The organism is Mycobacterium kyogaense, assembly GCF_003254575.1.
Lineage (GTDB): Bacteria > Actinomycetota > Actinomycetes > Mycobacteriales > Mycobacteriaceae > Mycobacterium > Mycobacterium kyogaense.
Map to the genome: position 1 here is coordinate 1 of NZ_QJUA01000008.1, position 11,938 is coordinate 11,938.

Here is an 11,938-nt window from a genome sequence, read left to right on the forward strand (position 1 = left end):
TCCCCACGCTGGGCAATCAGCTCTTCGCGCTCGCCAGCGGCAGCGTGACGTCGGTCGAGCTGGTACGGCGCTCCCTCGATGCGATCGAGGCCAGCCAACCGACCCTGAACGCCTTCCGTGTGGTGCTACGCGAGTCCGCGCTCGCCGAAGCTGCCGTCGCCGATCGCAAACGTGCTGCGGGACAGGATCATTCGACCCTCCCCCTGCTCGGTATCCCGATCGCCGTCAAGGACGACGTGGACGTCGCCGGCGTGCCGACCCGGTTCGGCGCGGACGGCGACGTCCCCGAGGCCACCGCCGACGCGGAGGTGGTCCGCCGGCTGCGCGCAGCCGGCGCGGTGATCGTCGGCAAGACGAACACCTGCGAACTGGGCCAGTGGCCGTTCACCAGCGGGCCCGCGTTCGGACACACCCGCAATCCGTGGTCCCGAGACCACACCCCGGGCGGTTCGTCTGGCGGCAGCGCAGCGGCCGTCGCGGCCGGCCTGGTCGCGGCCGCGATCGGCTCGGACGGGGCGGGAAGTGTCCGCATCCCCGCCGCATGGACACATCTGGTCGGCATCAAACCCCAGCGCGGGCGGATCTCCACCTCCCCGCTGGCCGAGGCGTTCAACGGCATCACCGTCAACGGCGTGCTGGCCCGCACTGTCGGCGACGCCGCGCTGGTGCTGGACGCGGCTTCGGGCAACGCCCCCGGCGACCTGCACACCCCGCCGCCGGTGACGGTGTCCGACCACGTGTCGCGTGCACCCGGGCCGCTGCGCGTGGCGATGTCGACCAAGTTCCCGTACACGGTCTTCCGGGCCAACCTGCACCCCGAGATCCGGGCGGCGATGGAGTCGGTCGCGCGGCAACTCACCGAACTCGGCCACGCGGTCATCGCCGCGGACCCCGACTACGACCTGCGCATGTCGTGGAACTTCCTGGCGCGCTCCACCGCGGGGATCCCGCAGTGGATGGACCGGCTGGGGCCGGGCCCCCGTTGGGATTCGCGCACGCGGGCCAACGCGCGGACCGGCCGGGTGCTCTCCGAGCACATCCTGCGCAAGGCCCGCGCCCACGAGGCCGTCACCCGGCAGCGGGTCGGCTGGATCTTCAACATCGCCGACGTGGTGCTCGCCCCGACCACCGCGCTTCCCCCGCCGCGGATCGATGCGTTCGACGGCCTGAGCGGGCTGGCCACCGACCGTGCGATGATCCGGGCGTGCCCGGCCACCTGGCCGTGGAACCTCTTGGGCTGGCCGTCGATCAACGTGCCGGCGGGGTTCACCTCCGACGGGTTGCCGATCGGCGTGCAGTTGATGGGCCCGGCGAACAGCGAACCGTTGCTGGTGTCGTTGGCCGCCGCACTCGAGGCGATCAACGGGTGGGCCACCGCTCAACCCGACAACTGGTGGGACACCCGACTGCCCGCCGAACCGTCGGCGAGATCGTCGGCTCCGGACTCCGTGGCCGTCGGGGTCGGATGACGCGTCAGTGGGGCACGCGATTCCAGTATCGGTGCCCCACCACCGCGCAGACGAGTACCACCGCCGCGGCCACATAGACCGGCACGCCGACACCCGCCCTGGTCAGCAACGCGCCCACGAGCGCGCCGGCGAAAATCAGCACCACGGCCCACAGTCGCCGGTGGGCGACCCACCCCAGGCCGCCCGCCAGCAGCGTCTCTCCGGCGAAAGACGTGATGGTCGAGGTGACGACGACGGTGGTCATGTCCGGCACAGCGAGGAATCGCGCAATCGCGGCCTGCATTCCCATCACGACAGCAAGCGTTGTCGCACAGGCGATTCCGCCCACCGATCCCCCGGCCGGCGCGGCGATCGTCAACACCGTCGCGACCGCGGCGAGGACGACGACGTTGGTCCACAGGGTCAGGGTGACGACGCGATTCCAGCCGGCTGCTCGACCGCGCGTGAGCAGGCCGGCCACCATCGCGCCGAGGGTGAAGCCGCCCAGTGCGATCAGCGGGCCCGCGACGGGAAGACCCTCCTCCGACGCGATGCCCATCCCGAGGATCACCACGTTGCCGGTCATGTTCCCGGTGAACACCCGGTCCAGGCTCAGGTAGCCCACCGCATCGAGCGCGCCCGTCACCGCGGTCAGTGCCAGCATCAGGCCGACCCGCAGATGACGGATCACGGGCGAGCCGGAAGACGCACGTGGTGCACGACGGCGGCAGAGCCGTCCGAGCGCGGGTCGCTCGCCGCCACCAATGATCCATCTGCATGAGCGGCAACGACATTCGCCTGACCGCAGGACTCACTGTGGGCCGGCAGCTGCATCACGTCGAGACCCGACTGCGCCATCGCCGCCCGGGCGGATGCGTCGAAGCCGTCCTCGATCGAAACCGTGTCGGCACCGGCGAGATGGGTCTGGCGACCGACGATCGCCCGCGGGGCCGCCACCGCATCGGCTGGGGCGGCGCCGTCGAGCATCCGCAGCAGGATCTCGGCGAGGATCTGCGGTTGGCCCTGCCCGCCCATCGTGGCCAGCACGTGCCGGAGCTTACCGCCCTCGGTGGTGAGCGCGGGCATCAGCGTGTGGCGGGGCCGCTTGCGCGGTGCCAACACGTTCGGGGACCCGGGGGTGAGGTCGAAACTCGTTCCGCGGTCGTGGAACAGGATGCCGGTCTGCGGATCGATCAGTCCCGAGCCGAAAGCGTGGTACACGCTCTGGATCAGCGACACGGCGAAGCCCTGCCCGTCGGCGGCCGCCACACCGACCGTGTCGCCCGCGGGCACCGAACCCGTCATGTCGCGAGCGCCTGCGAGCGTCGCACGCGCGCCCACGTCGCCGTGCACGAGGGCGGCGACGTCCACATCGGCCTGCAGGGGGTCCGCCAGATGCGCGCTCCGCAGCAGGTTGGCGTGACCGAAGATCTGCATCAGCGTCGGCAGGTCGTCGCCGAGCGGTGCACGCACGCCGAGCGTCTCGAGAGCCCGCAGCGCCCGCAGCATCACGAAGCCGTGCGTGTTGGGCGGGCTGGTGCACACCGTCACGCCGCGGAACTGCACGGACAACGGCTCGGTGACCTCGGCGGCGAAGTCGGCGAAATCGGCGTCCTGCAGCACCGACCCGCGGGAGCGCAGGTACGCCACCGTGCGCTGGCCCAGCGTTCCGCTGTAGAACTCGTCGGGTCCGCCGAACCGCAACGCCGCGAACGTGTCGGCCAGCGCCTGCTGGCGGAAGATCTCGCCTTCTCTCAGCGACCGACCGCCGGGGCGGAACACTCTGTCGAAGTCGACGATGCCCGCCAGATCGGCGTTCTCGGCATCGTCGAGGTGGGCGGCGACCGACGGGGCCACCGGCGCCCCGCTGCGGGCGACTCGTTCGGCCGGTTCGAGCAACCTGCTCCAGCGCAGACGACTACCGAAGCGCCGCAACGTTTCCCACCCGCGCACCCCGCCCGGCACCGTCACCGTGTCCACACCACGGTCGGGCAACCGGTCCCCGTGGACGGCGCGCATCGCGACCGGGTCCGCCGCGGCACCGGCCCACCCCGAGGCGTTGACACACGAGATGGCGCCGTCGGGGGTGCGCACCAGCGCGATGAGATCCCCGCCGAGCGCGACGTTGTGTGGATAGACGACGGTGAGAACCGCAGCGGCGGCGATCGCCGCGTCGATGGCGGTTCCGCCGTCGCGGTACACCTCGGCGGCAGCGTCGGTGGCCAGCCGGTGCGGTGTGGCGACGGCGCCGGTCGACGATGTCGGACCGCTGGGCGTAGGCACGGAGGACTCCTAGTGAATCGTGGACAGGAACGTGCGCGTGCGTTCGCTGCGCGGGTTGGCGAACAACTCGGCGGGCGCGGCGTCTTCGATGATCCTGCCCGAGTCCATCACCACGATGCGGTCGGCGACATCACGGGCGAAACGCATCTCGTGGGTGACGATGACCATGGTCATCTGCTCTGCGGCAAGCTCGCGCATCACCTGCAGCACTTCGCCGACCATCTCGACGTCGAGCGCGCTGGTCGGCTCGTCGAACAGCATGACCTTCGGCCGCATCGCCAGTGCCCGCGCGATCGCGACCCGCTGTTGCTGACCGCCCGACAGCTGGCTGGGTCGCGCCTGCGCCTTGTCGGCCAGACCGACACGTTCGAGTAGGGCGCGCGCGTCCTCTGCCGCTGTGGCCTTGGGCTGACCGAGCACGCGCACCGGCCCATTCCATACGTTCTCCAGTGCGCTCATGTGCGGGAAGAGATTGAAATGCTGGAAGACGAAGCCGATCTCGCGCCGCCGTCGGGCCAACTCGGCCTTGCCGATCCGACGTCCGCCCGTGCCGTGCGCGATCGACTCGCCGCCGATCAGAACCTCACCGCGCTCCAGCGTCTCGAGATGATTCAGCGATCGCAGCAGTGTCGTCTTGCCCGCACCTGACGGGCCGATGAGCACCACCACCTCACCGCGCTGCACATCGAGGTTCACGTCGTCGAGGACGCGGCGTCCGCCCAGAGAACAGCACGCCCCGCGCACCGATACCACCGGAACCGCCGACTGCGTCATCGCGCCTCCTTGAGCTCGAGTGGCTCGGCCACCGGCGCCCCCGGCCTGCGGGCACCCAGGAGCCGCTGTGTCAGGCTGACCCGCGCCTCGATACCGAGCTGGCGGGACAGCCGGTTCTCGATCCACGCCTGGATGTAGGTCCACACCGTGGTCAGCGCGAGGTAGTAGATCGCCGCGACGATGAAGATCTCGAACGTGTGGAAGGTGGCGGAGCTGATCGACTGGGTGACGAGGAACATCTCGCTCACGCCGATCACCGACAGCACCGACGTGGTCTTCATCAGACCGTTGAAGGAGTTGCCCAGCGGCGGCACCATGACCCGCAACGCCTGCGGCACGATGATCCAGCGCATCAACTTCGTCGTCGTCATACCCAGGGAGGCGGCCGCCTCGAACTGCCCTTTCGCCACCGAATCGAGTCCGGCCCTGATGATCTCGGCGATGTGGGCGCTCTCGTTGATCGTCAACCCGACGATGGCAGCCTGCACCGCGGCCTTGACCGACAGGCCCAGCAGCGAGACGTCGTGGAACTGGTAGAGCCCCACCGCGGCCAGCCCGGTGTAGATGATCACCAGTTGCACCAGGAGGGGCGTGCCGCGGATGACCCAGATGTAGATGCTGGCGCACCATCGGATGACCGCGTACGGGGATCGCCGCATCAGGGCGATGGCCAGTCCGACGACGGTGGCGAGCACCATCGCGATGACCGACACCACGATCGTCAGCGTCAACCCCTCCAGGAACGCATCGCTCGGGGTGAACAGCGATTTCCAGAAGAACTGCCAGTCGAATTGCATCGGCGCCTACTTCTGGATGCTGAGGTCGGACATGCCCCACTCGTCGAGTATCTTGCCGTAGGTGCCGTTGCTCTCCAGTTCGCCGAGCGCCGCGGCGATTGCGTCGTGGAGCGCCGTGTTGCCCTTCAGCGTGGCAGCGCCGATCTTGATCGTGCCGAACGGTGCGCCGACCGTCTGGATCTTCGCACCGGTCTTCGTCTGGTAGTAGCCGAGCGTCTCGGCCGTGTCCATGAACGCGTCGACCTGTCCGTTCTGCAGCTGCTGCAGCGACACGTCGGCCTGATTACTGCGGTTGACGTCGACGGCCGGCTTGCCTGCGGCCGTGCACTTGTCGGACTGCTCCATCGCCAGGGACTCCGCCGTGGTCGCGACGGCGACCATGACCTTTTTGCCGCACAGGCTGTCATCGAGTCCGGTGACGTCGGCAGGCTTCTCCTTGGCCACCGCGATACCCGTGCCCGAATAGACATAGGGCACGAAGTCGACGACAGCCTCACGTTCGGGCTTGATGTAGAGCTGTGCCATGATCACGTCGCACTGCTTGGCCTGCAACGTCGGAATGACTGCGGCGAAGGAGGATTCGACGAATTGGGGCTTGAGTCCCATCTGTGCGGCGAGCGCCTTGCCCAGGTCCACCTCGCTGCCGACCAACTCCCCGGATTCGTCGTGGTAGACGTTCGGGGGTGTCCCGTCGTTGGGGGCACAGATCTTCAATGTGCCGGCCTGCAGGATGGCGGGCGGCTGGACTTTCGCCGGTCCGGTGGGCTCGGCGGTCGACGAATCATCCGACGAGCAGGCGCCCAGCCCAACGCTCAGCGAAGCGGCCAGTACGGCGACGAGTGAGCGTTTCCAGCGTGCCATCGGGTCCTCCCAGACATCGTGCCGGGTGGACCACGCCACCCGATCTACCTATCGGACGATAGGACACTATCGATCGATAGGCGACGGATCGGCGAGATCTTTTACCTGGATGTCACAGAGACCGTTTCGAGAACCCGGGCGCTCAGCTGGCGCGTGAGGAAGCCAATTCCTTCAGACGGCGCCGGGTCACGGCACGGATGTCGTCGAGGCGGGCCTGGTCGGTCAACAAGGAGCGGACCACGAAGTCGGCAGCCTGGATCGGGCGCTGCCGATGCACCGGGCCCGCGGGGCCACCCTGTTCCCGCAGCGTCTCGAACAGCACACCGTTGGTGGCACGCACCACGAACGACGGTTCGAACGATGCGAACTCGCCCGCGCGCCTGCCGCCGGTGACCACGCGCTCGATCTGGCGGTGGAAGATTTCGATGCCGTGGCGCTCCGCTTCGAATTCGTCGAGTGCCAGCACCGCGTCCTGGTAGAGCCCGCGCGCGTCGAACGGCTGCGCGAGAATCTCTCGCACGTCGCAGGCGATGGCCAGGTGGAGCTTCTCGGCCCAACTCGACGTCTCCCTCAGGCGCCGATCCATCCGTGTGATCGACGGGCCGAGATCGAGTTCGACGAGCGTACGGAAGATCTCGTGCTTGGCCTCGAAGTGGTGGAACAGCGACGGCTGCCGGATGTTCACGGCCTCGGCGATGTCACGGGTCGACGTGCCGAAGAACCCCCGCTGGGCGAACAACACCGACGCCGCCAGCAGAATGCGACCACGGGTCGAGGACCAGTCCACCGCCGGCGGTTGCCACTCCTGCCCGTACTTCACCGAACCACTCTGACACAGCACGAGCGGGTCACCCGATCAGAACCCCAACCGCCCGAGCTGTTTCGGGTCGCGCTGCCAGTTCTTCGCGATCTTGACCCGCAGATCGAGATAGACCTTGGTGCCGAGCAGCTTCTCGATCTGCGTGCGCGCCGCGGTGCCGACCTCGCGTAGCCGGGCACCGCCCTTGCCGATCACGATGCCCTTCTGCGAATCCCGTTCGACATAGAGAATCGCGTGCACTGCGATCAACGGCGGCTGATCGTCGCGGCTCTCCCGTTCCTCGATCTCGTCGATGACCACGGCCAGCGAATGCGGCAGCTCGTCTCGGACGCCCTCGAGCGCGGCCTCGCGGATCAGCTCGGCCATCAACACTTCTTCGGGCTCGTCGGTGAGCTCCCCGTCCGGATAGAACGCAGGGCCGGGCGGCAGATGCGAGACGATGACGTCGGTCAGCACGTCGAGTTGCTCGGCTTTGGTCGCTGAGACGGGCACGATGTCGGCGTCGGGACCGACGAGCTCACTGACCGCCATCAGCTGTTGTGCCACAGCGTCTCTGCTGACCTTGTCGATCTTCGTGACGATCGCGACCAGCGTGGTCCTGGGCGCCACCGCGCGGATCTGCTCGTAGATGAAGCGGTCACCCGGCCCGATCTTCTCGTCGGCGGGGATGCAGAGCCCGATGACGTCGACCTCGGAGTAGGTGTCTTTCACCAGATCGTTGAGCCGCTGCCCCAGCAGGGTGCGGGGCCGGTGAAGGCCCGGGGTGTCGACGAGCACGATCTGAAAGCTGTCGCGGTGCACGATCCCGCGGATCGTGTGCCGGGTGGTCTGCGGACGGTTCGACGTGATGGCGACCTTGGCGCCGACCAGCGCGTTGGTCAACGTGGACTTGCCCGTGTTCGGCCTGCCGACGAAACATGCGAAGCCCGAGCGGAATTCGTCGGTCATCGCGGAGTGCCGGACCGGTCGGTGACGATGACCGCGGCATCGGCGCTCAGTTCCCGCACTGCGGCGACGCCCGGATCGTCGGCGCCGCCGCCCACCAGCACCGCGGCTTCGAGACCGGTCGCGCCGCTGGACACCGCGGCCGCGACGGCGGCTTGAAGTGCCGTCAACTCCAGAGCCGTCAACGTCACGGGGGCGCCGGCGTACGTGCGGCCGTCGGCGTCGCGCACGGCCGCGCCACTGGCGGCCTCGGCACGAGCCATGGCACCGCGGGCGAGCACCACCAACTTGGCGTCTTCAGCATCGAGTTCACTCATGCGCGCTGTCCTCCGTGTCCTCGGGTTCCGGCTCGATGGGACTGACGAGCACGGTGCCGACCCGCACCCGGCCCCGGGGGTCAGGACCGCCCTCGGCACGCAGCAGCAGCCCGTCCCAGGCGATCTCGGCGTCGGGCAGGGGAACCCGGCCCAGCTCGAGCGCCAGCAGTCCACCGACGGTGTCCACGTCGAGGTCTTCGGAGAGCTCCAGATCGTAGAGCTCCGCGAGGTCCTCGATGGGCAGCCGCGACGACACCCGGTGCCGTCCGTCGCCCAGATCCTCGACGGGTGCGACCTCGTCGACGTCGTACTCGTCGGCGATCTCACCGACGATCTCCTCCAGCACGTCTTCGATCGTGACCAGGCCGGCGATCGCGCCGTACTCGTCGACCAGCAGCACCATGTGCACGCGATCGAGCTGCATCTCGCGCAGCAGCGCGTCCAGCGGTTTGGAATCCGGTACGAACGCCGGTTTCCGCATCACCTCGGCCACCGTGGTGTCGCGGCCGCCGTTACGCGACGAATAGGTGCGCTGCACAAGATCTTTGAGGTAGACCACGCCGACGATGTCATCGACGTTCTCGCCGATGACCGGGATTCGGGAATGCCCGCTGCGCACCGCCAGAGATGTGGCTTGACCGGCTGTTTTGTCCGATTCGATCCACACCATCTCGGTGCGGGGCACCATCACCTCGCGCGCCGGGGTGTCGCCGAGTTCGAACACCGACTGGATCATCCGACGTTCGTCGTCGGCCACCACCCCGCGCTGCTGGGCGAGGTCGACCACCTCGCGCAGCTCGATCTCGGAAGAGAACGGTCCGTTGCGGAAGCCGCGGCCGGGGGTGAGCGCGTTACCCAGCAGCACCAGCAGCCGGCTCACCGGGGTGAGCACCACCGAGATGGCCTGTAGCGGCAGCGCCGCGATCAACGAGATCGTGTAGGCGTTCTGCCGGCCGACGGTGCGCGGTCCCACACCGATCGCGACGAAGCTGATCACCGTCATGATGGCTGCGGCCGTCATCAGGCCGCCGCTCACGCCGAGATAGTCGTCGAGGTAGGCGGCCAGCAGCACGGTCGCACTCACCTCGCAGGCAATGCGCAGCAGCACAATGAGATTGATGTACCGGGGCCGATCCCGCATGAGCTGCAGGAGCCGGACCGAGCCGGGGCGCTCGTCGCGCACCAGTTCTTCGACACGGGCCATCGACACCGTGCTGACGGCGGCGTCGATCGCGGCGAAGAGGCCCGCGGAGGCGATCAGCAGGATCGCCCCGACGAGCTGGCCGAGGCCGGTCACGGAGTGTCGCCGAAGGGAGGTTCGTGGAAGTACCGCGACTCGTCGAGCAGCCGGCGGTCCTTCTCGCTCTGCCGATCCTGGTGGTAGGCCTCGACCTGCTCGGCCACCCACTCCTCGAGCAGCTGACGCTGCAGGGCGAACATCTCTTTTTCTTCGTCGGGCTCGGCGTGGTCGTAGCCCAGCAGGTGCAGCACGCCGTGCACGGTGAGCAGGGCGAGCTCCTGTCCGAGGGTGTGGCCGGCGTCGGCCGCCTGCGTGGCGGCGAACTCGGGGCACAGCACGATGTCACCGAGCATCTCCGGGCCCGGCTCAGGAGCGTCGGGACGCCCGCCCGGCTCGAGCTCGTCCATCGGGAAGCTCATCACGTCGGTGGGGCCGGGCAGATCCATCCAGCGCATGTGCAGATCGGCCATGGCTGCCGAATCCAGCAGCACCATCGACAGTTCCGCGGCAGGGTTGACGTCCATCTTGCGGATCACGAAGCGTGCGACGCTGACGAGTTCGGACTCGGACACGTCGATGCCCGATTCGTTGGACACCTCGATGGTCATGGGTGTCGTTACCGCCTCGGCCGTCCGGTGCCCGAGCGGCGCTGGGCGCGATTCATCAGGGTCGGCTCCTCGAACTTCGCGTAGGCGTCCACGATCTCGGAGACCAAGCGGTGCCGCACCACGTCGGCGCTGGTGAGTTCGGAGAAGTGGATGTCGTCGATGCCGTCGAGGATCCGCATCGCCGCATTGAGCCCCGATGGCGCCCCACCGGGCAGATCGACCTGCGTGATATCGCCTGTGACAACGATTTTCGAGTTGAAGCCCAGCCGGGTCAGGAACATCTTCATCTGTTCGGCGGTGGTGTTCTGCGCCTCGTCGAGGATGATGAACGCATCGGAGATCGTGCGGCCGCGCATGTAGGCCAGCGGGGCGACCTCGATGACGCCGGCACTCATCAGTTTCGGGATGAGCTCGGGATCCATCATGTCGTGCAGCGCGTCGTACAGCGGGCGCAGATAGGGATCGATCTTCTCGCTCAGCGTGCCGGGCAGGAAGCCCAGACGTTCGCCGGCCTCCACCGCGGGGCGGGTCAGGATGATGCGACTGACCTGCTTGGACTGCAGCGCACTGACCGCCTTGGCCATCGCGAGGTAGGTCTTCCCGGTGCCCGCGGGGCCGATGCCGAAGACGATGGTGTGGTGATCGATCGCGTCGACGTAGCGCTTCTGGTTGAGCGTCTTGGGGCGAATGGTCTTGCCGCGGCGGCTCAGGATGTCCAGCGTCAGCACATCGGCCGGCGATTCGTCGCCGGCCCCGGTCAGCATCGCAACGCTGTGCCGGACCGCGTCGGGCGTGAGGCGCTGACCACTGCCGAGGATCTCGAGGAGTTCGGAGATCACCCGCTCGGCCAGTGCCACGTCGGCCGGTTCACCCGCTACCGTCAGCGCGTTGCCGCGGGCGTGGATGTCGGCGGTGAGCAGGGATTCCAGCGCCCGAAGGTTCTCGTCGGAGCGGCCGAGCAGGCCCACCACGAGGTCGGGCGGAACGGTGATGCTGCTGCGGACCTGCGAACTGTCCGAGCCTGCGTTCGTCTCGCGGGGCGTCACGTGGGGTTTTCTGCCTGCTTCCTGTGCTGATGGATGCTGATCAGTTTAGCGTCAGGCCCAGCGGTGGGTCAGCACCCCGAGTGCTCCGAGTGCGACGGCCGCCGCCGTCGACGTGCGCAGCACCGACGGGCCCAGGCGCACGGTGAGTGCACCCGCTGCGGTCAGCGCGTCCAGTTCGGCGTCGGTGATGCCGCCCTCGGGGCCGACGACCAGCGTCACCGCGGCGGAGTCCGCGAGTGGAACCTCGGTCAGCGGTCGGTCAGCCGATTCGTGCAACACCAGGACGGGTCCGGGAGCCGCGTCGCGCACGAGGTCGGCCAACCCCGCCGTGGACACCACGGCGTGCACGGCGGGAATGTGGGGCCGCCGCGACTGGCGGGCTGCCGAACGCGACACTGCGGCCCACCGGCGCAGACCCTTGTCGACCTTCGCCGCACCCTCCCAGCGGGCGACACACCGTGCGGCCTGCCACGGCACGAACGCATCTGCACCCGCCTCGGTCGCGAGTTCGATCGCGAGCTCGGAACGCTCCGATTTCGGCAGCGCCTGCACGACGGTCACTGTCGGCACCGGCGATTCGATGACTCGGCGGTCCTGGACGCGGGCCGTCAGGCGTCCCTTCGTCACGTCATCGACAATGCAGTGCGCGACCACGCCGGCGCCGTCGGACAGGTCGAGGTGCTCCCCCGCCCTGGTCCGGCAGACCGTCGCCGCATGGTGTCCCTCGTCGCCGTCGACGACGGCCAGGTCACCGACCGGGGGAACCGCGTCGACGTAGAAGAGGGCCCGCACGGCAGAC

Annotated in this window: 13 protein-coding genes; 1 reads left to right on the forward strand and 12 read right to left on the reverse strand. The window is 68.5% G+C overall.

What is annotated here, in order from left to right:
* The coding region (locus DMB80_RS08120; RefSeq protein ID WP_240431070.1) for an amidase at nt 1-1,469 on the forward strand (1,469 nt) is incomplete at its 5' end.
* Between the two features lie 4 nt (nt 1,470-1,473).
* Here DMB80_RS08120 and DMB80_RS08125 read toward each other — a convergent pair.
* From DMB80_RS08125 to DMB80_RS08180, 12 genes are all read right to left on the reverse strand, one after another.
* Nucleotides 1,474-2,139: a YoaK family protein gene (locus DMB80_RS08125; RefSeq protein ID WP_240431071.1), complete on the reverse strand. Its 666-nt coding sequence runs from the start codon at nt 2,137-2,139 to the stop codon at nt 1,474-1,476.
* Nucleotides 2,136-3,731, reverse strand: a complete 1,596-nt coding sequence (locus tag DMB80_RS08130; RefSeq protein ID WP_111509399.1) for a gamma-glutamyltransferase family protein — start codon at nt 3,729-3,731, stop codon at nt 2,136-2,138. Before DMB80_RS08130 ends, DMB80_RS08125 begins: the two co-directional genes overlap by 4 nt.
* Nucleotides 3,732-3,740: 9 nt before the next feature.
* On the reverse strand, nt 3,741-4,505 hold the full coding sequence (locus DMB80_RS08135; RefSeq protein WP_111509400.1) for an amino acid ABC transporter ATP-binding protein: 765 nt from the start codon (nt 4,503-4,505) through the stop codon (nt 3,741-3,743).
* Nucleotides 4,502-5,302, reverse strand: coding sequence for an amino acid ABC transporter permease (locus tag DMB80_RS08140; protein WP_111509401.1), 801 nt, complete (start codon nt 5,300-5,302; stop codon nt 4,502-4,504). The genes DMB80_RS08135 and DMB80_RS08140 overlap by 4 nt, the downstream gene beginning before the upstream one ends.
* Nucleotides 5,303-5,308: 6 nt before the next feature.
* Nucleotides 5,309-6,202 carry an ABC transporter substrate-binding protein gene (locus tag DMB80_RS08145; RefSeq protein ID WP_240431072.1) on the reverse strand — a complete coding sequence of 298 codons (894 nt, stop codon included), beginning with the start codon at nt 6,200-6,202 and terminating at the stop codon, nt 5,309-5,311.
* Nucleotides 6,203-6,305: 103 nt separating this feature from the next.
* The gene (locus tag DMB80_RS08150; RefSeq protein ID WP_111509402.1) at nt 6,306-6,983 is read right to left on the reverse strand and encodes a TetR/AcrR family transcriptional regulator; all 678 of its coding nucleotides are present in this window, start codon (nt 6,981-6,983) and stop codon (nt 6,306-6,308) included.
* A gap of 36 nt (nt 6,984-7,019) precedes the next feature.
* The gene (gene era / locus DMB80_RS08155; protein ID WP_046363783.1) at nt 7,020-7,931 is read right to left on the reverse strand and encodes a GTPase Era; all 912 of its coding nucleotides are present in this window, start codon (nt 7,929-7,931) and stop codon (nt 7,020-7,022) included.
* Nucleotides 7,928-8,245 carry a cytidine deaminase gene (locus DMB80_RS08160; protein ID WP_111509403.1) on the reverse strand — a complete coding sequence of 106 codons (318 nt, stop codon included), beginning with the start codon at nt 8,243-8,245 and terminating at the stop codon, nt 7,928-7,930. Before DMB80_RS08160 ends, era begins: the two co-directional genes overlap by 4 nt.
* Entirely contained in the window at nt 8,238-9,542 is a 1,305-nt protein-coding gene (locus DMB80_RS08165; protein ID WP_111509404.1) for a hemolysin family protein, read from the reverse strand. Before DMB80_RS08165 ends, DMB80_RS08160 begins: the two co-directional genes overlap by 8 nt.
* Complete coding sequence (gene ybeY / locus DMB80_RS08170; protein ID WP_111509405.1) at nt 9,539-10,093, reverse strand: rRNA maturation RNase YbeY; 555 nt, start codon at nt 10,091-10,093, stop codon at nt 9,539-9,541. The genes DMB80_RS08165 and ybeY overlap by 4 nt, the downstream gene beginning before the upstream one ends.
* An 8-nt stretch (nt 10,094-10,101) precedes the next feature.
* The gene (locus tag DMB80_RS08175; RefSeq protein WP_046363779.1) at nt 10,102-11,139 is read right to left on the reverse strand and encodes a PhoH family protein; all 1,038 of its coding nucleotides are present in this window, start codon (nt 11,137-11,139) and stop codon (nt 10,102-10,104) included.
* Between the two features lie 51 nt (nt 11,140-11,190).
* Nucleotides 11,191-11,931, reverse strand: a complete 741-nt coding sequence (locus DMB80_RS08180) for a 16S rRNA (uracil(1498)-N(3))-methyltransferase (protein WP_111509406.1) — start codon at nt 11,929-11,931, stop codon at nt 11,191-11,193.
* Nucleotides 11,932-11,938: the final 7 nt, after the last annotated feature.